Source organism: Kitasatospora sp. NPDC056446, assembly GCF_042796115.1.
Lineage (GTDB): Bacteria > Actinomycetota > Actinomycetes > Streptomycetales > Streptomycetaceae > Kitasatospora.
Window position 1 is genome coordinate 104163 of the sequence record NZ_JBHTRF010000021.1, and the last position, 18729, is coordinate 122891.

20 protein-coding genes are annotated in these 18729 nt (G+C 72.7%); 7 read left to right on the forward strand and 13 right to left on the reverse strand.

Annotated features, from left to right (window positions below; translation table 11 throughout):
- Positions 1 to 20: 20 nt before the first annotated feature.
- Positions 21 to 515: a Cys-tRNA(Pro) deacylase gene (gene ybaK, locus ACFQ6N_RS15970; protein WP_380649556.1), complete on the forward strand. Its 495-nt coding sequence runs from the start codon at positions 21 to 23 to the stop codon at positions 513 to 515.
- 182 nt (positions 516 to 697) lie between these two features.
- On the opposite strand, the gene ACFQ6N_RS15975 is transcribed toward ybaK, so the two are convergent.
- The 6 genes from ACFQ6N_RS15975 to ACFQ6N_RS16000 all read right to left on the reverse strand — a co-directional run bounded on the left by ACFQ6N_RS15975 (position 698) and on the right by ACFQ6N_RS16000 (position 7164).
- Positions 698 to 1480 carry a hypothetical protein gene (locus ACFQ6N_RS15975; RefSeq protein WP_380649557.1) on the reverse strand — a complete coding sequence of 261 codons (783 nt, stop codon included), beginning with the start codon at positions 1478 to 1480 and terminating at the stop codon, positions 698 to 700.
- 99 nt (positions 1481 to 1579) lie between these two features.
- Positions 1580 to 2389, reverse strand: coding sequence for an ABC transporter permease (locus ACFQ6N_RS15980; protein WP_380649559.1), 810 nt, complete (start codon positions 2387 to 2389; stop codon positions 1580 to 1582).
- On the reverse strand, positions 2386 to 3336 hold the full coding sequence (locus ACFQ6N_RS15985; protein WP_380649590.1) for an ABC transporter ATP-binding protein: 951 nt from the start codon (positions 3334 to 3336) through the stop codon (positions 2386 to 2388). The genes ACFQ6N_RS15980 and ACFQ6N_RS15985 overlap by 4 nt, the downstream gene beginning before the upstream one ends.
- Positions 3337 to 3516: 180 nt before the next feature.
- Positions 3517 to 4824: an NYN domain-containing protein gene (locus ACFQ6N_RS15990; RefSeq protein WP_380649560.1), complete on the reverse strand. Its 1308-nt coding sequence runs from the start codon at positions 4822 to 4824 to the stop codon at positions 3517 to 3519.
- A 296-nt stretch (positions 4825 to 5120) separates the two neighbouring features.
- The gene (locus ACFQ6N_RS15995; RefSeq protein WP_380649561.1) at positions 5121 to 6149 is read right to left on the reverse strand and encodes an aspartate-semialdehyde dehydrogenase; all 1029 of its coding nucleotides are present in this window, start codon (positions 6147 to 6149) and stop codon (positions 5121 to 5123) included.
- A 124-nt stretch (positions 6150 to 6273) separates the two neighbouring features.
- The gene (locus ACFQ6N_RS16000) at positions 6274 to 7164 is read right to left on the reverse strand and encodes a dihydrodipicolinate synthase family protein (protein ID WP_380649562.1); all 891 of its coding nucleotides are present in this window, start codon (positions 7162 to 7164) and stop codon (positions 6274 to 6276) included.
- Between the two features lie 71 nt (positions 7165 to 7235).
- Here ACFQ6N_RS16000 and ACFQ6N_RS16005 point away from each other — a divergent pair, with 71 nt between their 5' ends.
- A complete protein-coding gene (locus tag ACFQ6N_RS16005; protein ID WP_380649563.1) occupies positions 7236 to 8123 on the forward strand; it encodes a LysR family transcriptional regulator in 888 nt (295 codons plus the stop codon).
- 36 nt (positions 8124 to 8159) lie between these two features.
- Here the strand turns inward: ACFQ6N_RS16005 and dnaE are convergent, their stop codons facing one another.
- The 5 genes from dnaE to ACFQ6N_RS16030 form a co-directional block, all read right to left on the reverse strand.
- Positions 8160 to 11693 carry a DNA polymerase III subunit alpha gene (gene dnaE, locus ACFQ6N_RS16010; RefSeq protein ID WP_380649564.1) on the reverse strand — a complete coding sequence of 1178 codons (3534 nt, stop codon included), beginning with the start codon at positions 11691 to 11693 and terminating at the stop codon, positions 8160 to 8162.
- Between the two features lie 164 nt (positions 11694 to 11857).
- Positions 11858 to 13093 (reverse strand): hypothetical protein, encoded by a 1236-nt coding sequence (locus tag ACFQ6N_RS16015; protein ID WP_380649565.1) that lies wholly within the window; start codon positions 13091 to 13093, stop codon positions 11858 to 11860.
- On the reverse strand, positions 13090 to 14175 hold the full coding sequence (locus ACFQ6N_RS16020) for a hypothetical protein (RefSeq protein WP_380649566.1): 1086 nt from the start codon (positions 14173 to 14175) through the stop codon (positions 13090 to 13092). Before ACFQ6N_RS16020 ends, ACFQ6N_RS16015 begins: the two co-directional genes overlap by 4 nt.
- A 201-nt stretch (positions 14176 to 14376) precedes the next feature.
- The gene (locus ACFQ6N_RS16025; RefSeq protein WP_380649567.1) at positions 14377 to 14628 is read right to left on the reverse strand and encodes a hypothetical protein; all 252 of its coding nucleotides are present in this window, start codon (positions 14626 to 14628) and stop codon (positions 14377 to 14379) included.
- Positions 14628 to 14993: an ATP-binding protein gene (locus ACFQ6N_RS16030; RefSeq protein ID WP_380647886.1), complete on the reverse strand. Its 366-nt coding sequence runs from the start codon at positions 14991 to 14993 to the stop codon at positions 14628 to 14630. Before ACFQ6N_RS16030 ends, ACFQ6N_RS16025 begins: the two co-directional genes overlap by 1 nt.
- A 263-nt stretch (positions 14994 to 15256) precedes the next feature.
- On the opposite strand from ACFQ6N_RS16030, the gene ACFQ6N_RS16035 reads away from it, so the two are divergent.
- From ACFQ6N_RS16035 to ACFQ6N_RS16050, 4 genes are all read left to right on the forward strand, one after another.
- Positions 15257 to 16105, forward strand: a complete 849-nt coding sequence (locus tag ACFQ6N_RS16035; RefSeq protein ID WP_380649569.1) for a helix-turn-helix domain-containing protein — start codon at positions 15257 to 15259, stop codon at positions 16103 to 16105.
- Between the two features lie 7 nt (positions 16106 to 16112).
- Complete coding sequence (locus tag ACFQ6N_RS16040; RefSeq protein WP_380649571.1) at positions 16113 to 16307, forward strand: DUF397 domain-containing protein; 195 nt, start codon at positions 16113 to 16115, stop codon at positions 16305 to 16307.
- A 69-nt stretch (positions 16308 to 16376) separates the two neighbouring features.
- The gene (locus ACFQ6N_RS16045; RefSeq protein WP_380649572.1) at positions 16377 to 16568 is read left to right on the forward strand and encodes a DUF397 domain-containing protein; all 192 of its coding nucleotides are present in this window, start codon (positions 16377 to 16379) and stop codon (positions 16566 to 16568) included.
- Between the two features lie 73 nt (positions 16569 to 16641).
- Positions 16642 to 16833 (forward strand): DUF397 domain-containing protein, encoded by a 192-nt coding sequence (locus ACFQ6N_RS16050; RefSeq protein WP_380649574.1) that lies wholly within the window; start codon positions 16642 to 16644, stop codon positions 16831 to 16833.
- Between the two features lie 45 nt (positions 16834 to 16878).
- Here the strand turns inward: ACFQ6N_RS16050 and ACFQ6N_RS16055 are convergent, their stop codons facing one another.
- Positions 16879 to 17406 carry a GNAT family N-acetyltransferase gene (locus ACFQ6N_RS16055; protein WP_380649575.1) on the reverse strand — a complete coding sequence of 176 codons (528 nt, stop codon included), beginning with the start codon at positions 17404 to 17406 and terminating at the stop codon, positions 16879 to 16881.
- 53 nt (positions 17407 to 17459) lie between these two features.
- Positions 17460 to 17963 carry a DUF3592 domain-containing protein gene (locus ACFQ6N_RS16060; RefSeq protein ID WP_380649576.1) on the reverse strand — a complete coding sequence of 168 codons (504 nt, stop codon included), beginning with the start codon at positions 17961 to 17963 and terminating at the stop codon, positions 17460 to 17462.
- 264 nt (positions 17964 to 18227) lie between these two features.
- Here ACFQ6N_RS16060 and ACFQ6N_RS16065 point away from each other — a divergent pair, with 264 nt between their 5' ends.
- Positions 18228 to 18641, forward strand: coding sequence for an I66 family serine proteinase inhibitor (locus ACFQ6N_RS16065; protein ID WP_380649577.1), 414 nt, complete (start codon positions 18228 to 18230; stop codon positions 18639 to 18641).
- Positions 18642 to 18729 lie beyond the last annotated feature (88 nt).

The window sequence follows — 18729 nt, forward strand, 5'->3', positions numbered from 1 at the left end:
CCGAGGAGCCCGGGCCCCGCATGGCCAAGAAGAGCAAGAAGGGCGGGCAGGGCACCCCCGCGACCGTCGCCCTGGAGAGCGCCGCCGTCCCCTTCACGGTGCACGCCTACGACCACGACCCGGCCGCCGCGTCCTACGGCGGCGAGGCGGCCGAGGTCCTCGGGGTGGCCGCCGAGCGCGTCTTCAAGACCCTGGTGGCCGACGTGGACGGCACCCTCACGGTCGGTGTCGTCCCGGTCGCCGGCAAGCTCGACCTCAAGGCCCTGGCGGCGGCGGTCGGCGGCAAGCGCGCCGTGATGGCCGACCCGGCCGCCGCCGAGCGCAGCAGCGGCTACGTCCTCGGCGGCATCTCCCCGCTGGGCCAGCGCCGCCCGCTGAGCACGGTCGTCGACGAGAGCGCCCTCGGCCACGCCACGGTCTACGTCTCGGCGGGCCGCCGGGGCCTGGAGGTGGAGCTCTCCCCCGCCGACCTGATCGCCCTCACCCGGGCCCGGACCGCCGCCATCGCCCGCTGATCCGCGCCCGCCTTCGGCCCCGGGCCCGGGCCCACCCGCAGCCCCGGGCACGGGCACGGGCACGGGCACCCCGGGAAACGCCGCAGGGCGAGGGGCCCCGGCCCGTACCGGACCACCGACCCTCCGCCCTGCTGCCCTGCTGCCCTGCTGCCCTGCTGCCCTGCTGCCCTGCTGCCCGAGCCTCAGCCCCGGCTGTCCTCCGGCCCGGTCGGCCCCACAGGCCCCACAGGCCCTGCCGGACCCACAGGCCCCACCGACCCCGCCGGGGCGGCGGGCGGAGCCACCGGAGCCCCCCAGTACGGCGGCGGGTCCTCCTCGCGCTTGCCGAACGCCGCCGACAGCGCGAGCAGCACCACCATCGCCGCCATCGGCCACACCAGCAGCGCGCCCAGGGCGCCCAGGTCGATGCTCGCGTCGAAGTGCCCGCCGTTCCCGACCCGTCGGGCCTCGCCGATCAGGTCGTTGCTCGGCCCGAGCCACCGCCCGATCCGCCAGGCCCCCAGCGAGCCGAGCAGGCCGCCGACGGCCAGCCCGAGGGCGACCGCGATGCCGCCGCCGCGCCGGCGGGTCACCAGGAAGGCGCCGAGCGCGGTGACGATGCCCGCGCCCAGCGCGATGATCACGAAGACGGCGTCGGCCCCGGCCCGCTGCTCGCCCTCGGGGTCCACGTAGAGGATGCGGTCCCCGTCGACGACGAGCGGCACCTTCGGCGCCAGCCACGCCCACAGCGCGGCCATGACCAGTCCGGCCACCAGGCAGGCGAGGACGACCCCGGCGCCGAGCCGTACCTCCGGCCGCAGCCGCTGCCCCGGCGAGGGCGCCTGCCCGTCGGACGCGACGGGCGCGACGGGCCCGGCGACCGGCGGAGGCGCGAACGGGTCGGTCGCGGCGTCGGGCGCGGCATCGTCCGGCACCGCCTGCACATCGGCGTGGGCGGGATCCGGAGGTGTGTTCGGTACGGTCACAGGCCCCATCGTTTCACGACGGCCCCCGGCGCGGCCCGGACACCCACCCCGGTGTGCGGCCGAGGCCTCCCCGAAAGAGACGGCCCAACGGGAGACGGCCTAACGGGAGACGGCCCGGCGGTACGCCCAGGTGGCCACGGCCAGCGACACCACGCCCACCCCCGCGCACACCCCCAGGTCCACGAGCACCATCGCCCAGTCCGGGTCCGGCGTGAAGGTACGGGCGAAGGCCTCGACCCCGTACGTGGACGGCAGCAGGTCCCGCAGCCACACCACCGGCTGCGGCAGGTGGTCGACCGGCAGGACGCCGAGCAGCAGGGCGGCGGACATCCCGAGCTGCCCGAGCATCGTGGCGAGCTCCTGGCGCGGCGCGAGCAGCCCGCAGGCCGCCCCCAGCCCGGACAGCGCGGCCCCGGCGAGCGGGACGACGGCGAGCAGCACCCACAGCTGGCCGAGCGGCAGCCCGAACATGACGGCGCCGACCGCGGCCGTGAAGACGGTGCCGGGCAGGGTGAAGGAGGCGTACGCGGCGGCCGTCCCGAGCACCACCGAGGCGGCCGGCACCGGCAGCGTCGCGTAGTGGTCGAGGCCCCCGGTGGCCCGCAGCTTCCCGAAGTACTGGGCGAGCAGGTTGAGCGCGACGAACGCCACCACCAGCACGCTCGACCCGGCGACCACCGACCGCGCCGCCGAGGACTGCCCGCCCTCCACGACGCCGCGCATCATCACCAGGATGCCGACCGACTGGAAGGTGGCGACGAACAGCAGCGGGATCCGGGCGACCTTCGCCCGGGCGAGCTGGGCACGGTACACCGCGGCGAGGGCCGGCAGCAGCCGGGCCGCGGGGGCGAGCGGGGCGGGTCCGGCCGGGGTCCGGTCGGTCCGGGGCGGCGCCGAGAGCAGGGTCACTTGGCCAGTCCTCCGTGGCGGCCGCCCAGCTTGAGGTACGCGTCCTCAAGGCTCGGGGTGGCGAGGGTGAAGTCGTCGAGGGCGGCGAAGGCGGGGCCGGTGGTGACGGCGGCGACCAGTTCGCGGGCCTGCTCGGGGGTGGTGCGGACGGTCCAGCGGCGGCCGGTGCACTCGGCCCGTTCGCGGAGCGCGGCGACGGCGGGCACCCCGAGCGGTGCCTCGTCGCGCCACACCAGGTCGAGCCGGACGTCGCCGTCCACGAGCGCCTTGAGTCCGCCGGGCGTGTCGCAGGCGATGAGCCGGCCGTCGTCCACCACGGCGACCCGGTCGAGGACGGTCTCCGCCTCGATCACGTTGTGGGTGACCAGCAGGACGGTCGTCCCGTGGTCGGCGCGCCGCCGGTCGACGGCGCTCCACACCGCCCGCCGGGCGACGGGGTCCATGCCGGTGGTCGGTTCGTCGAGGACGAGCAGCGGGCGCTCCCCCACCAGGGCGGCGGCGAAGCAGGCGAGCCGCCGCTGGCCGCCGGACAGTTTGGCGAGCGGCCGCTGCGCGATGGCGGTCAGCCCCAGCTCGTCCAGGACGTCCGCCGTCGCCGCCCGGGCGCGGGCCCGGCCGAGTCCGCGCAGCCGTCCGGTGGTCTCGGCGGCGAGCGCGACGGTCAGCTCGTCGAGGGCGGTGGACTCCTGTCCGAGGTAGCCGAGGAGGCGGGCGGCCCGCTCGGGGTGCCGCACGATGTCGTGGCCGAGCAGTTCGACGCTTCCGGCGTCGGGGCGCAGCAGGCCGGTGAGCTGGCGGACCAGCGTCGACTTCCCGGCGCCGTTCGGCCCGAGCAGGCCGAAGACCTCGCCCTGGCGGACGGTGAGGCTGATCCCGTCGTTGGCCCGGATCTCGGTGGCGGTCGCGCCGCGACCGCTGCGGTAGGTCCTGACCAGGTCGCGCACCACGATGCACGGCGGGGTTTCCTCGGGTGCTCGCCCGGCCGTCTCACTCACGACCGACGACTCTACGCGCTCGTACGGGCGAACCGGACAAGGGGGCCTGGTCGCCGGGGCCTCGGGGGCCGGACTCCGGCTCCGGGCCCTCGTTCCGGGCGCCCGCCGCGGGCACCGCTCCGGGCCGCCGCCTCAGTCGTCGACGACCATCGACCCGCCCGGCACCCGCGCGGCCAATTCCTTCCAGAACCCGGCCCGGATGGCGTACCGGTCGTGCTCGTCGATCTGGTCGTCCTTGTGCGCGAGCAGTCCGAAGCGGGCGGCGTAGCGGAGCAGCTCGCCGTCGACGCGGTGCGGGATGCGCGGGTAGTCGGGCCACAGCACGGTGAGCCGTTCGGAGTCGCTGATCCGGTCGGTCCAGCGGCGGGCGAAGACCTGCCCGACCTCGTGGGCGTCGCCGCCGATGGTGGTGATGTCCTCCTCGCGGTCGGCCCAGCGCTGTTCGGCGGTGGTGAGCTGGGCGAGCGTGGGCAGGTTGTCGCCGGCGGTGACGGCGGGCTCCGGGGCGGGCCGGTCGACCCAGCCCCGGTCGGATGACCAGCGCAGGACCGGCCCGGCCTGCGCGACGGCGGCGTGGCCGTTGGCGGAGTATCCGTTCGCGCTGTGGCCGTTCGCGGTGTGGCCGTTGGTGCCGTGGCCGTTGGCCACCGGGGTGATCGGGGTGACGGAGGAGGCCCGCCCGGCGAGGTCCTTCGGGGTGGGGACGACCTTGAGCGCGGCCGCCGGCTGCGGCCGCCCGTCGGCGGCGGGGACGGCGCTCGCGGGGGCCGCAGCGGCCGGGCCGACGGCTGCCGGCACCCCGGGCACCACGCCCGGCAGTGCGGCGGGCGGCGCGGCGAGGATCTTGGCGATCTCCTGCCGGGCTCCGGGGGCGGGGAACAGGTTGGACGTGTCCCGCAGCGAGAACGAGCCCTCGATCCACTCCCGGTCCAGCACCCGCCGCTCGTCGGCCTCGCCGACCAGGTCCTCGGACTGGTTGAAGTCCCCGTCGGCGGCCTGGAGCGCCCACAGGTGGACGGCGACGCCGTGTTCCTTGGCGGTCATCATGCCGGGCAGCAGGTCGCCGTCCCCGGTGATCAGTACGACGTCGGCGCAGGCCCGGTTGCGGGCGAGTTCGGAGAGTTCGGCGTGCATCGCCGCGTCGACGCCCTTCTGCACCCATCGCCCCTCGGCCCGGGTGAGCGCGCCGAGCCGCACGGTGACCCGGGGCAGCACGCGCAGCCGCCGGTGCTCGGGCATCGGGCGCCGGTCGGGCGCGGCGTCGAACCAGTAGATGCGCAGCAGCGGCAGCCCGGTCTCGGCCTCGGCGCGTTCGCGCAGTGCGGTGATCAGGGCGGTGTGGTTCACGGTGATCCTGGACCGGGACGGGTCCCCCGCGAGCAGGCTGGCGGCGGCGCCCAGCAGGTATCCGGCGTCCACCAGGACGACACAGCGGTCCATCGCGCACCTCTTCTCGCTTGCCCTCGGAATCAGTCGGGTGGGTCAAGTGGGGGTGGGCGGTCCGCCCCGCCGTCCGGGCGTGCCGAGGTGAGGGGCCCCCGTCGTCGCCCGATCGTTGGGTCACCTTTTACCCGGGGTTCGTCTGCCGAACCTTGCCGGATGTCCCGGTACCGCAACAGCCGCCCCAACGGAACGCAAAGAACGTGAAGGCGGGCCCCGTTCAACGACGGAGCCCGCCCGAGGTCACGCGGCGGCGTTTCGGCTCGTGAGCCGGGGTTTCACCCCTTGGCCGGCGGTCAGCCCTTCAGCTCGGCGGCGACCAGCTCGGCCAGCTGGACGGCGTTGAGGGCGGCGCCCTTGCGCAGGTTGTCGTTCGACACGAACAGCGACAGGCCGTTCTCGACGGTCTCGTCCACCCGGATGCGGCCGACGTAGCTCGGGTCCCGGCCGGCGGCCTGGAGCGGGGTCGGGATGTCGGACAGCTCGACGCCGGGGGCGGCGGCGAGCAGCTCGACGGCGCGCTCGGTGCTGATCGGGCGCTCGAAGCGGGCGTTGATCTGCAGCGAGTGGCCGGAGAAGACCGGGACGCGCACGCAGGTGCCGGAGACCTTCAGGTCGGGGATGCCGAGGATCTTGCGGCTCTCGTGGCGGAGCTTCTGCTCCTCGTCGGTCTCGTTGGAGCCGTCCTCGACGATGGAGCCGGCCAGCGGCAGCACGTTGAAGGCGATCGGGCGCTTGTAGACCTTGGGCTCGGGGAACTCGACGGCGGAGCCGTCGTGGGCGAGCGCGGCGGCACCGTCGATGACCTTGGCGGCCTGGTCCCGGAGCTCGGCGACACCGGCGACGCCGCTGCCGGACACGGCCTGGTAGGTGGAGACGACCAGCGCGGCCAGGCCGGCTTCCTCGTGCAGCGGGCGCAGCACGGGCATGGCGGCCATGGTGGTGCAGTTCGGGTTGGCGATGATGCCCTTGGGGCGGTCCGCGATGGCCTCGGGGTTGACCTCGGAGACGACCAGCGGGACCTCGGGGTCGCGGCGCCAGGCGGACGAGTTGTCGATGACGACGGCGCCGGCCGCGGCGGCCTTGGGGGCGAGGGCCTTGGAGGTGGAGCCGCCGGCCGAGAAGATCACGATGTCCAGGCCCGTGTAGTCGGCCGTGGACGCGTCCTCGACGGTGACCTCGGTGCCCTGCCAGGGCAGGGTGCGCCCGGCCGAGCGGGCCGAGGCGAACAGCCGCAGCTGCTCCACCGGGACGTTGCGCTCCGCCAGGATCTCGCGGACCACGCCGCCGACCTGGCCGGTGGCACCGACAATGCCGATCTTCATTCCGACTACTCCTCTGAATGGTGCTGTTCACAGCCGCACTCTGCCCATCATGCCTTGTCACGCGGGCTGGGCGACCTGGTATTCCACGGTGTGAGAGGGCCCCCGGACGAGTGCCCGTGTCGACCTAGTGGTCCAGACCATTTGCCAGGGCCAGCGCGGCCGCCACCTCGCCCGGGCCGGCCGGCAGCAGCGGCAGCCGCACGTCCGGGGTCGGGATCCGCCCCTGGGCGTGCAGCACGCCCTTGGTGACGGCCGGGTTCGGCGCCGTGAAGGCGGACAGCGCCAGGGCGGTCAGCCGGTGCCCGAGCGCCCGGGCCCGCTCGACGTCCCCGGCCTCCCAGGCCTGCGCCAGCTCGACGAAGCGGGCGGTGGCCAGGTGGGCGGAGGCGAGGATGCCGCCGGCCGCGCCGAGCGCCAGCATCGGCGCGAGGAAGGCGTCCTCCCCGGTGAGGAACGCGAACCCGTCGGGGGTGTCGGCGAGCAGTTCGGCGGCCGTCCGGTCCAGCCCGCCGGTCGCGTACTTGACGCCCACCACGCCCTCGATCGCGGCGAGTTCGCGCAGCGCGGCGGTGGAGAGCTCCTGCCCGGTGCGGTACGGGATGTGGTAGACGACCAGCGGCAGCGGGCTGCTCGCGGCCAGGGCCCGGAAGTGCGCGACCGTGCCCGCCTCGCCCGGCCGGACGAAGGCCGGGACGGTGACCAGCGCGGCCGAGGCGCTCGGCACCCGCGCGGCGAGGGCCGCCAGGGAGGCGGCGGTCGTCCGGGTGTCCCCGCCCTGCACGCCGACGGTCAGCAGCGCCCCGCGGCTCGCGCAGGCGGCCGCGGCGACGTCGACCACCGCGTCCCGCTCCTCGGCGGTCAGCGCGGCCGGCTCGCCGGTGGTGCCGAGGGCGACGAGCCCGGCCGCGCCGGCGTCGAGGACCTCGTGCGCGAGCTTCTCCAGCGCGTCGAGCGCGAGCGAGCCGTCGGCGGCGAAGGGGGTGACGAGGGGGACGTGGATGCCCTTGAGTTCCATGCCACCGATCCTGCGGCCGCCGTCACCGCAGGTCCAGTTCACAGATCCGACGCTTCTCGTAAGCTGAGCCGATGCTCGATGTCCGACGCCTGCGCCTGCTGCGCGAACTCGCCCACCTCGGCACCATCGCCGCCGTCGCCGAGGCGCTGTCCTTCAGCCCTTCGGCGGTGTCCCAGCAGCTGTCCGTCCTGGAGAAGGAGGCGGGCGTCCCGCTGCTGGAGCGGACCGGGCGGCGGGTGGCGCTGACCCCGGCCGGGCGCAACCTGGTCCGGCACGCCGAGTCGGTGCTCGCCCTGCTGGAGCAGGCGGACGCCGAACTCGCGCACGCCAAGCGGGGGCTGGCCGGGCCGCTGCGGATCGGCACCTACCCTTCGGCGGCCCGCGCGATCATCCCGTCGGTGCTCGCGGAGCTGGCCGCCTGGCACCCGGGGCTGGAGCCGATGGTCACCGAGGTGGACCCGGTGGGCGTCGGCGCGGCGCTGCGCGCGGGCGAGCTGGACGTCGCGCTGGTGCACGAGTACGACCTCGTCCCGGCCGACCCGGAGCCCGGCCTCGCGGTGACCCGCCCGGTCTTCACCGAGCCGATGTACCTGGCCGCCCGCGCCCCCGGGACGGTGGCCGAGCAGCGCGGCGCCCCCTGGATCATGTCGCCGCCCGGCACCCTCTGCCACGCCATGGCCGTCCGCGCCTGCGAGTCGGCGGGCTTCGCGCCCCGGATCCGGCACCAGATCGACGACTTCACCACCGTGCTCGCCCTGGTCGCCGCCGGCCAGGGGGTGGCCCTGGTCCCCCACCTCGGCACGGCGCAGCCGCCGCCCGGGGTCGTCCTCACCCGGCTGCCGATGTACCGCCGCACCCGCGCCGCGTTCCGGGCGGGCGCGGGCTCCCATCCGGCGATCTCGGCGTTCGTCTCGGCCCTGCACACGGCCGTCCCGCCGGGCCTGGGCAGCGGCTCCTGAGGAACGGCCGAGCCGCCCGGCGGACCGCCGAGCCGGTCAGACCACCAGGCAGCTCGGCCCGAGCAGCTGCTTGAGGTCCCCGAACAGCGCCGGGTCGGACTTCACCCGGTGCCGGTCCAGCCGCAGCACGGTCGTCTTGGTGCTGCCCTCCAGCCGCACCCGCACCTCGGTGGTGCCCTTGTGGTGGGTCAGCACCTCGCCGAGCCGGGCGATCAGCGGCGGGGTGACCTTCCCGGTCGGGATGTTGATGACGATGGGCGCTTCGGCGTGCGCGTTCGACAGGTCGGGGGCGGAGAGCTCCATCCCCATCAGCCGCGGCACGTCCTCCCGCTTGTCGAGCTTGCCGCGGACGAACACCACGGCATCCTCGACGAGCTGGGAGGAGACCAGCTGGTAGCTGGCCGGGAAGAACATGCAGTCGATCGAGCCGGCCAGGTCCTCGACGGTGGCGATGGCCCAGGCGTTGCCCTGCTTGGTCATCTTCCGCTGGAGGCCCGAGATGATGCCGCCGATGGTGACGATCGTCCCGTCGGGCCGTTCCGCGAGGTCGGCGACGGCGCAGTCCGCCTTGTCGGCGAGGACGTGCTCGATGCCGTGCAGCGGGTGCGAGGAGACGTACAGGCCGAGCATCTCGCGTTCCTGGGTGAGCAGGAAGGACTTCTCCCACTCGTCGTCGGAGAAGACGACGTCGAGGCCGAAGCTCGGCTCGTCGGCGGTGGTGTCGCCGCCGAACAGGTCGAACTGCCCCTCGGCCTCCTTGCGCTTGACGCCGACGACGTTGTCGATCATCGGCTCGAACTGGGCGCTGAGCCCCTTGCGGGTGTGGCCGAGCGAGTCGAAGGCCCCGGCCTTGATCAGCGATTCGACGGTCCGCTTGTTGCAGACCACCGATTCCACCTTGTCCAGGAAGTCGGGGAACGACGCGAACTTCCCCTTGGCCTTCCGGGTGCGGATCATCGAGTCGACGACCGGCCCGCCGACGTTGCGGATGGCCGTGAGGCCGAAGCGGACCAGGGTGTCACCGTGCGGGGTGAAGTCCGAGTCCGACTCGTTGACGTCCGGCGGCAGCACCTGGATGCCCATCTTGCGGCACTCGTTGAGGTAGACCGCGGACTTGTCCTTGTCGTCCTTGACGGACGTGAGCAGCCCGGACATGTACTCGGCCGGGTAGTTGGCCTTGAGGTACGCCGTCCAGTACGAGACCAGCCCGTAGCCGGCGGTGTGCGCTTTGTTGAACGCGTAGCCGGAGAAGGGGACGAGGACGTCCCACACGGCCTGGATGGCCGCGTCGGAGTAGCCGCGCTCGCGGCAGCCCTTCTGGAAGGGGACGAACTCCGCCTCCAGGATCTCCTTCTTCTTCTTGCCCATGGCGCGGCGCAGCAGGTCGGCCTGGCCGAGCGAGTAGCCGGCCAGGATCTGCGCGGCCTTCTGCACCTGCTCCTGGTAGACGATCAGGCCGTACGTCGGCCGGAGCACCTCCTCCAGGGGCTCCGCCAGCTCCGGGTGGATCGGGGTGATCTCCTGCTGGCCGTTCTTGCGCAGCGCGTAGTTGGTGTGGGAGTTGACGCCCATCGGGCCCGGGCGGTACAGCGCCAGGACGGCGGAGATGTCCTCGAAGTTGTCGGGCTTCATCAGCCGCAGCAGCGAGCGCATGGGGCCGCCGTCGAGCTGGAAGACGCCGAGCGTGTCGCCGCGGGCGAGCAGTTCGTAGGTCGGCTTGTCGTCGAGCGGCAGCTTGAGCAGCTCGATCTTCCGGCCCTTGTTGCGCTCGATCGCCTTGACGGCGTCGTCCATGATCGTCAGGTTGCGCAGGCCGAGGAAGTCCATCTTGAGGAGGCCGAGGCCTTCACAGGTGGGGTAGTCGAACTGCGTGATGGTGACGCCGTCGGTGTGCCGGGTCCAGACCGGGATGTGGTCGGTCAGCGGCTCGGCGGACATGATGACGCCGGCGGCGTGCACGCCGGGCTGGCGGATCAGGCCCTCGATGCCGCGCGCGGTGTCGATGACCTTCCTGACGTCCGGGTCGCTCTCGTACAGGCCGCGGATCTCGCCGGCCTCGCCGTAGCGCGGGTGCGAGGAGTCGGTGATGCCGGACAGCGGGATGCCCTTGCCCATGACGTCCGGCGGCATGGCCTTGGTGATCCGGTCGCCCATCGCGTACGGGTAGCCGAGGACCCGGGAGGAGTCCTTGATGGCGGCCTTCGCCTTGATGGTGCCGTACGTGACGATCATGGCGACCTTGTCGGATCCCCACTTCTCGGTCACGTAGCGGATCACGTCGCCGCGCCGGCGCTCGTCGAAGTCGATGTCGACGTCGGGCATGGAGATGCGCTCGGGGTTGAGGAAGCGCTCGAAGATCAGGCCGTGCGGGATGGGGTCGAGGTCGGTGATGCCCATCGCGTAGGCGACCAGCGAGCCGGCCGCCGAACCACGGCCGGGGCCCACCGCGATGCCCTGGCTCTTGGCCCACATGATGAAGTCGGCGACCACGAGGAAGTACGCCGGGAACCCCATCTGGATGATGGTGTCCATCTCGTACTCGGCGAGCTTCTTGTGCTCCTCGTCGTACCCGTCCGGGAAGCGCCAGTCCATGCCCTCCCAGACCTTGGACTTGAAGAAGTCCGCCTCGGACTCGAAGCCCTCCGGGATGGGGAAGCGGGGCATCAGGTTCTTGAACTTGAACATGCCCTCGGTGTCGACCCGGGAGGCGACCAGGAGCTGGCTGTTGCGGCAGCCCTCCTGCCAGGCGTCCGAGGAGTCCAGCGCGTACATCTCGGCGGCGGACTTGATGTAGTAGCCGGTGCCGTCGAAGCGGAAGCGGTCCGGGTCGGAGAGGTTCTTGCCGGTCTGGACGCAGAGCAGCAGGTCGTGCGCGCCGGCGTCGGCCTCGGTCGTGTAGTGCGAGTCGTTGGTGACGACCGGGGGGATGTTCAGCTTCCTGCTGATCTCCAGCAGCCCGTCGCGGACCCGCTTCTCGATGTCCAGGCCGTGGTCCATCAGCTCCAGGAAGTAGTTCTCCTTGCCGAAGATGTCCTGGTAGTCGGCGGCGGACTTGACGGCCTCGTCGAACTGGCCGAGGCGCAGCCTGGTCTGCACCTCGCCGGAGGGGCAGCCCGTGGTGGCCATCAGGCCGCCGGACAGCTCGGAGATCAGCTCCTTGTCCATCCGGGGCCACTTCACCAGCCAGCCCTCGGCGTAGGAGCGCGAGGTCAGCTTGAAGAGGTTGTGCAGGCCCTCCTTGTTCCGGGCCCAGATGGTCTTGTGGGTGTACGCGCCGGACGCGGAGACGTCGTCCCGCTTCTGGTGCGGCTGGCCCCACAGGACGCGCTTGGTGTTGGAGCGGGACTCGGGGGCGACGTACGCCTCGATGCCGATGACGGGCGTGATGCCTGCGTCGGTGGCCTGCCGGTGGAACTCGGCGGCGCCGTACATGTTGCCGTGGTCGGTCATGGCGACATGGGTCTGGCCGAGGCGCTCGACCTCCTTGAACATCTGCTTCAGCCGGGCGGCGCCGTCCAGCATCGAGTACTCGGTGTGGACGTGCAGGTGCGCGAACGGCTGGTCGCTCAAGGCGGGGCCTCCGGGGGCTCTGGTGCTGGTCGGACGGGCCGGCGAACGTGCGGGTCACGGGCGGGTCAGGCCCGGAAATGGAGGTGGCCCGGAGCGCCTCGCGGGGTCCGGGCCGTCACTTACACGTTCACGCGTCCACTCTAGCCCCGGCTCCCGGCGGGCGTTCAGGCCCGCCCGGCGAGTCGCGCACCGGCGGCCTCGCGGACCTCCGGGTCCTCCATCGGGTCGTCGCGCAGGTAGCCGAGGCGGGCCGTCACCTCGGGCCCGTCCGGGGCGTGCGTGATGCCCAGCAGCCGGGCCTCGGCCTGGGCGTCCCACAGCGACTCGGCGTGCACCGCGTCCAGCCCGGCGGGGTCGAGGGCGGCCAGCGCCCGGAGGTAGGAGGGGCGCTCGTACCCGTGCGGGGTGCGCGTCCAGAAGCGGCGCAGGAAGGGGACGGCCCCGGCCGAGGCGGGGCCCAGCCGGGCCAGGCCCCGCGCCATCGCCATCGGGCCGCACCAGGTGCGGTCCGCCCAGTCCCGTTCCAGCTCGGCGAGCAGGGCGGGGGCGTCCTGCGGCTCCCCGTGCCCGGCCAGCACCAGCAGGCCCTCCCAGGCCAGCCAGCGGGTGCCGGAGGCGGCCCAGTCGCGGGCGGCGGGCATCGCGTGGGCGCCGAGCCCGGTCAGCAGGCTTCCCACCAGCGGCAGCGCGTGCCGGCCGTCGGCGGTGCCGAGCGAGGGGACCAGCGGGACGAGTCCGGGCTCCGGGTCGCGGTGGTGGTGGAGGACGTAGAGGGCGTCCGTCCTGCGCTCGTCGGACGCGGCCGGGTCGGCGACGACCGCGAGGAGTTCCGCGCCGGTCAGTCCGGCCAGGGGGGCCGGCCTGGGCGGGCGGCGCTCGGGGGTGGGGAAGGCCACGCCCCAGTGCTGCCAAGCCTTCGCCCAGGGCGTCGGGTCGCCGTCGCCGCCCAGCCGGGCCCGGGCGGCGCCTCCCAGGTCCTCCCACCACTCCACCGGCCAGTGGGCGGACACCGACTCCAGGACGGACAGCCAGTGCGTGCCCTCCCGGATGTGCGCCCGCAGGATCTCCCGCGCCTCGGCGGAGCCGGACAGGGCGAGCCGTTCGAGGATCCGGGCGGCCTCCACGGCGTCGTGCTCCCCGGCCGTGGCGAGGGTGTCGGCCACCGGGGCGAGTGGCAGCTCCAGGTCCCGCAGGAGCCGGGCGAGGTAGACGCGGTGCTCGTCGACCAGCCAGTCCCAGCGCCAGTCCGTCCGGACGCAGGCGTAGACGGCTTCGGCGGCGGCCGCGGGGTCCTCGGCGGCCCGCAGCGCGCCCAGGCCCCGGCCGCGCTGGAGCAGGCCGAGCAGGGTGTCCGCCCGCGCGTAGGCGACGCTGTCGTCGTCCGATTCCTCGGCCGTCACCGCCGCGCCTGCCCGGCGAGTCGTACCCCGGCGGCCTCGCGGACCTCCGGGTCCTCCATCGGGTCGTCGCGCAGGTCGGCGATCCTGCGCAGCGCGTGCGGCCGGTCGGGGGCGTGCGCGATGCCCAGCAGCCGGGCGTTCGCCTCGCAGTCCCAGAGCGACTCGACGAAGGCTTCGGCCGTACCGGCGGCTCCGATCGCCGCCAGCGCCTCCAGGTAGGCGGGGCGCTCGTACGAGTGCGGGGTGCAGAGCCAGAAGCGGCGCAGCAGGGAGACGGCGTCGGCGGCCTTCGGGCCGAACCGGGCCAGGCCTCGGGCGAGGGTGTCCGGGCCGCACCAGGACCGGGCCACCCACGCCTGTTCCAGCGCGGCGACCAGGGTCGGTATGTCGCTCTCGTCGCCGTGGTCGGCCAGCACCGTGCAGCCGACCCAGGCGAGCCACTCGTGCGGCGACGCCGCCCACTCCCGGGCAGGGGGCGCGGCGTGCCCGGCGAGCCGGTCGACGGCCCGCTCCAGGTACGGCAGCGGCCGGGTGCCGTCGGCGGCGCCGAGCCCGGGGACCAGCGGGATCAGCGCGGGCTCGGGCGGGCGGAGCGAGAGGGCGCGGAGAGCGGAGGCCTTGGCGCTCTCGGAGGCCGCCGGATCGCGCAGCAGGGCCAGCAGGCCGGCGCTGTCCCGTTCCGGGTACGGATCCGGGCGGTGCACCGGGTGGTGCGCGGGCGGCTCGTCGGCGTCCTCGTCCGGGACGAAGTCCGGCAGCGCCGCCCGGGCATCCGCCGAGCCGGCGAGCACCAGCAGCTCCAGCACACAGGTGGCCCGGTCGCGGGTGTCCTCGTCCTGGGCCGTCGCCATCTCGACCACGGGCCCGACCGGGAGTTCGAGGTCCCGGATCAGGCGGGCGAGGTACAGGTGCCGGTCGTCGACCTGCGAGTCCCAGCGCCAGTCCCAGCGGATGCAGCCGTGGACGAGTCCGGCCACCGACGTCCGGTCCTCGGCGGCCAGCAACACGCCTTGGCCCCGGCCGCGTTGCAGGAGCCCGGGGAGCGTGGTCGGCGGCGCGTAGCGGTCGGAGTCGGAGTGCATGGGATACATCGTGCCGCAACCCCCGGCGCACAGGCGGCGGGGGTCGGCGGCCGGGCAGAGGGGGCTGCTGCCGGGCGGAGGGGCGGCGCGGTCAGCCGTCCTCGTCGGGCGGGGTGGCGCGGAGGGCGGTGACGACGCCCAGGGCGACGGTCACGAAGGCGAGGGCGAGGAGGACGGCGAAGGCCGTCCCGACCAGGAACCTCACCTGGTCCTGCGCTCGGCGGCCAGGAGCAGGGTGAGGAGGTTGAGGAGGGTGGAGGCCGGCGCGGTGCCGAAGCGGACGAGGACGCGGTCGTCCGGGGTCCTCTTGGTGTTGAGGGTGGGGAAGATGAGGCCGAACTCGCGGCCCCGGTCGTCGACTTCGTCCAGGAGGGAGCGGATGTGGTCGTGGGTGTAGTAGCGGATCCGGTGGTCCGTCGGCAGCATCGGCTGCGGGAGGGGGCGGTAGATCATCAGGCCGCGTCCTTCTCCAGCTCGAACCAGACCGATTTGCCGTGCTCCTGGGGGTCGACGCCCCAGCGGTGGGTCAGGCCGGCGACGAGTTGGAGCCCCCGGCCGGACTCGGCGAGCAGGGGCGGGGCCTGCGGGTTCGGGGAGAGGGGGCTCTCGTCGGAGACGGAGACGCGCAGGACGGTGCCGAGGAAGAGGATCTGGATGATCGGGGCGGGGGTGCCGCCGTGCCGCCAGGCGTTGACGAGGAGCTCACCGAGGGCGAGTTCGGCGTCGAAGGTGGCGGAGGGCTGCCACCCGGAGCGGACCATCGCGTCCCGGAGGGACTGGCGGGTGAGGGCGAAGGTGGGCGTATTGAGGTGACGCATGGGACTTCTCCCGAGGCGTGAGTGAGGGAAGAACCGGCGGAACACATGTCGCCGTGAGCAAGGCCAGGCCAAGTAGGTGGATGGACGTGGCTGCTCTGCGGTGCTTGCTAGCAGGCATTACTGACGATCCGTCGGACCGAGGTAAGACCGACCATACCCCAGCGACATCACATGTGATCCCAAATCTGGATAGGTTCATCCTCAAGTGGACCCCGCGCACGCCAGCGCGGCAGACTTGAGGCACACCGGCAAGGAAGGAACCAATGCCGCCACGACTCAACCCAACAATCCGTCAACGCCGCATCGGGACCGAGCTTCGGAAGATGCGCGACGCCGCAGGGCTGTCGACCGGAAACCTGAGCAGAGCCCTCGGCATCGACAGGACTCAGGTCAGCCAGATAGAAGCGGCCAAGGTTGGTGTGAGTCCCGAGCGGCTCCGATCCTTCGCCGCCGCCTGCAAGTGTATGAACGAGCCGTTGATCGACGCCTTGGAATCGATGATCCAGGACCGCTCGAAAGGCTGGTGGGAGGAGTACCGAGGTACCGTCCCGGACGGAATCCTCGAAAACGCTGAGCTGGAGAAGACCTCCCGCGAGTTCATGTTGTGGGTCCTCACCCACATGCCTGGCGTCTGCCAGACCCTCAGCTACGCCGCTTCCGTATTCGGGCGTGTGATCCCTCCACTTCCCCGGCATGAGCTGGAGACCCGTACCGCGTTCCGGATGCAACGCAAAGCCGACCTTCGCCGCGACCCGAAGCCGGTGACCTTCTTCATCTACGAATCGGTGCTGCGGACACGGTTCGGCGGTAGCCAGATCCTCAAGGAGCAGCTTTCCTCCCTCCTTGAAGACTCCGAGTTGCCCTGGATGACCATCCGAGTCGTACCGTTCGACATCGACACCTTCCCAGGGGCCGTCGAAAGCCTCACCTATGCGTTCGGCGCCGTCCCTGAGCTTGACACCGTTGAGCGGGAGTCTTCCCACAGCACTGAATACCTCGATGCTGTCAGCGAGCTGACCAGCTACCGCCACATCTTCGACCGCATCGAATCGGCTGCCCTGAACGAGGCTGGCTCCCGCGATCTGATCCGCAAGGTCGCACGAACCCTATGAAAGGCCCATGATGACCGACTCCGAGTGGCAGAAGTCCTCGTTCAGCGGAAACGCCGAAAACTGCGTTGAGCTCCGCACAGCGAGCGGAGCGGTCGAACTTCGCGAGTCCGACGAGGGCCACACCATCCTCCGCACCACCCCCGCCACCCTCGCCGCCCTCCTCCACGCCACCAAGGCCGGCGAATTCGACCACCACGCCTGACCCTTCGCGTCCCCTCGCCCTCCCCGGGCGAGGGGACGTACCATCGGCCACTCAGCCCAGGAGGCCGACATGACCGACACCGAGTGGCAGAAGTCCTCACTCAGCGGCAACGTCGAGAACTGTGTGGAGGTCCGCACAGCGAGCGGAGCGGTCGAACTTCGCGAGTCCGACGAGGCCCACACCATCCTCCGCACCACCCCCACCACCCTTGCCGCCCTCCTCCACGGCATCAAGGCCGGCGAATTCGACCACCACGCCTAACAGTTCCACCCCACGCCCCCTGGCTCCACCGAGCGAGGGGGCGTACGATCGACCACCCAACCCGGAGGCCGAGATGTCTCAGAATCAATGGCAGAAGTCGTCCTTCAGCAGCTCTGGCGAGATGTGCGTTGAGGTCCGCAGGGCCGACGGTCTGGTCGAACTCCGCGAGTCCGACGAGGGCCACACCATCCTCCGCACCACCCCCACCGCCCTCGCCGCCCTCCTCCACGCCACCAAGGCCGGCGAATTCGACCACCACGCCTGACGTTCACGGCCCCCTCGCCCTCCCCAGGCGAGGGGGCCCAGGAACTCAGCTGGGATCGCTACTCGACGCGGCGTCGCGGGTCATGCGGATGTTCGGCAGTCTCCCCCGCCAGAGCTCCCGCTCGCCCGTGGCCCGGAATCCGTACCGTCGGTAGAAGCGGATCGCGCGCTCGTTGTAGTCGGTGACCCACAGGCGCATGGGCGCGCTCCCCGCCCAGGCGAGGAACTCGTCCATCAACCGGCCGCCGATGCCCCGGCCCTGGGCTTCGTCCAGCAGGTACATCGGCCCGAGGGTGACCTCCTCGTCCCGGCGGCCGCACAGGAACCCGAGGATGTCCGTCCCGGAGCGGACGACACGGCAGAACAGCAGGTCCGGTTGCCTCTCGGCCGCCTCGATGAACTCCCGCCACTGGGCGACCCCCTCCACGGTCGCGGAGGAGCCACGGTGCTCCCGGATCCAGGCTTCGTCGATCCCCGCGTCCGCGCGGGGATAGGTCTCCAGCCACACTCTCAGCTGCAGCGGGCCCAGACGGGCGGCGTCGTCGGCCCGAGGGGATTCGATCACATCAGTCATGGCGGCCATCCTCAACGAAGCCCCCCGGCCCTCTCGCGCGATTTCTCGGACCGTCACGCCACTTCCGACCGCCTCCGTGCCCGGGTGAACCGGCGGTACACGACATGGACCGCGAGGCCCACCAGGGTCATGACCACCGACGCGACCAGTGCGACCACATCGAGGACGTTGCGGCCCAGCGAGTTCCAGAAGCCGATGCTCGAAGCAAGGGCGGCGGTCTCGGTGTGCCGGGGGTCGTACACCACCGTCACGGTGTCCCGTTCCTTCACGGTGTCGGTGACGTAGGCCAGCCCGGTCTCGACGGATGCCCCCTCGGACGTCGTGAACCGCACCCGGCAGTCGGCGTTGCCCGCCGGGTTGTCCTGCGGGTTGGCCACTGCCGCGCACTCGGTGACGACCGCCGAGGCGTGGATGCCCCTGCTGCGGAGGGCCGATGTCACGCCCATGTCGTGCGGTATCAGATAGACCAGGCTGAGGACGAACAGCAGGACCCCCAGGGCGATCATCGCGAGCGAACCGTTCCGTACGGTCCGGCCGTGGTCCGGCGTGTTCTCCATCGGTCCCCCACTATCGGCCCAACTGCCCACGACACGCCCACGTTAGCCGCACCCACCGACAGCGGCCGCGCCTCGGAGCGCCGAACCTGCCGCCCGGAGCACCTCCCTGCCCGTGCGAGGGGGCGTACCCAACCAGCCTGCCCCTCCCCCGCGCCAGTCGTCCGCCCCCGATCGGGTGAACACCGCCCCGACCCCAACTCCCGGGCCCCGCCCGCCCCGTACAACTGTCATGCCAATCCGCCGCACACGGAAGGAATGACAGTCATGACGCGACTGGACTCCGGCCTCCACGTCATCACCGCCGGTACCGCCCTCGTCGGCCGCGCTCTCCTCGAAACCAAGGACCTCTCCCCGAAGGCCGTCTTCCACGGCACCGAGGACCAGGACGCCATCTGGATCGTCGAAGCGCTCCCCAACGGCCGCTACAACCTCTACTCCAAGGGCGCTCCGGCCGGGGTCGAGGACCGCAAGCCCGCCGGGCCGGTCGTCACCTTCCTCATCGACCAGGCGGACGCCGTCGAGTGGGAGCTGGCCCCGGTCGCCGACACCCCGAAGGCCTACCGGATCATCAGCCCGCAGGGCGCCGCCTGGACCGTCGCCGATCCCGGGGAGCCGGGCCGGATCGAGGCCCTGCCCGTCCAAGGCGACGTCTTCACCTTCACCCGCATCGGCCCCTGACCCCTCCCCCGCTCGCCCCCGCGCGTGGGGGGTCGGCCCCGCCCGCGTGCCCCCCCCCCCCAGCCCCCCCCCCCCACCCCCCCGGAAC

Coding starts and splice junctions, on each gene's coding strand:
- ybaK (WP_380649556.1), top strand. CDS start 21: ATGGCCAAGAAGAGCAAGAAGGGCGGGCAGGGCACCCCCGCGACCGTC.
- ACFQ6N_RS15990 (WP_380649560.1), bottom strand. CDS start 4,824: ATGGACCGCTGTGTCGTCCTGGTGGACGCCGGATACCTGCTGGGCGCC.
- ACFQ6N_RS15995 (WP_380649561.1), bottom strand. CDS start 6,149: ATGAAGATCGGCATTGTCGGTGCCACCGGCCAGGTCGGCGGCGTGGTC.
- ACFQ6N_RS16000 (WP_380649562.1), bottom strand. CDS start 7,164: ATGGAACTCAAGGGCATCCACGTCCCCCTCGTCACCCCCTTCGCCGCC.
- ACFQ6N_RS16005 (WP_380649563.1), top strand. CDS start 7,236: ATGCTCGATGTCCGACGCCTGCGCCTGCTGCGCGAACTCGCCCACCTC.
- ACFQ6N_RS16020 (WP_380649566.1), bottom strand. CDS start 14,175: ATGCACTCCGACTCCGACCGCTACGCGCCGCCGACCACGCTCCCCGGG.
- ACFQ6N_RS16025 (WP_380649567.1), bottom strand. CDS start 14,628: ATGATCTACCGCCCCCTCCCGCAGCCGATGCTGCCGACGGACCACCGG.
- ACFQ6N_RS16030 (WP_380647886.1), bottom strand. CDS start 14,993: ATGCGTCACCTCAATACGCCCACCTTCGCCCTCACCCGCCAGTCCCTC.
- ACFQ6N_RS16035 (WP_380649569.1), top strand. CDS start 15,257: ATGCCGCCACGACTCAACCCAACAATCCGTCAACGCCGCATCGGGACC.
- ACFQ6N_RS16040 (WP_380649571.1), top strand. CDS start 16,113: ATGATGACCGACTCCGAGTGGCAGAAGTCCTCGTTCAGCGGAAACGCC.
- ACFQ6N_RS16045 (WP_380649572.1), top strand. CDS start 16,377: ATGACCGACACCGAGTGGCAGAAGTCCTCACTCAGCGGCAACGTCGAG.
- ACFQ6N_RS16050 (WP_380649574.1), top strand. CDS start 16,642: ATGTCTCAGAATCAATGGCAGAAGTCGTCCTTCAGCAGCTCTGGCGAG.
- ACFQ6N_RS16055 (WP_380649575.1), bottom strand. CDS start 17,406: ATGACTGATGTGATCGAATCCCCTCGGGCCGACGACGCCGCCCGTCTG.
- ACFQ6N_RS16060 (WP_380649576.1), bottom strand. CDS start 17,963: ATGGAGAACACGCCGGACCACGGCCGGACCGTACGGAACGGTTCGCTC.
- ACFQ6N_RS16065 (WP_380649577.1), top strand. CDS start 18,228: ATGACGCGACTGGACTCCGGCCTCCACGTCATCACCGCCGGTACCGCC.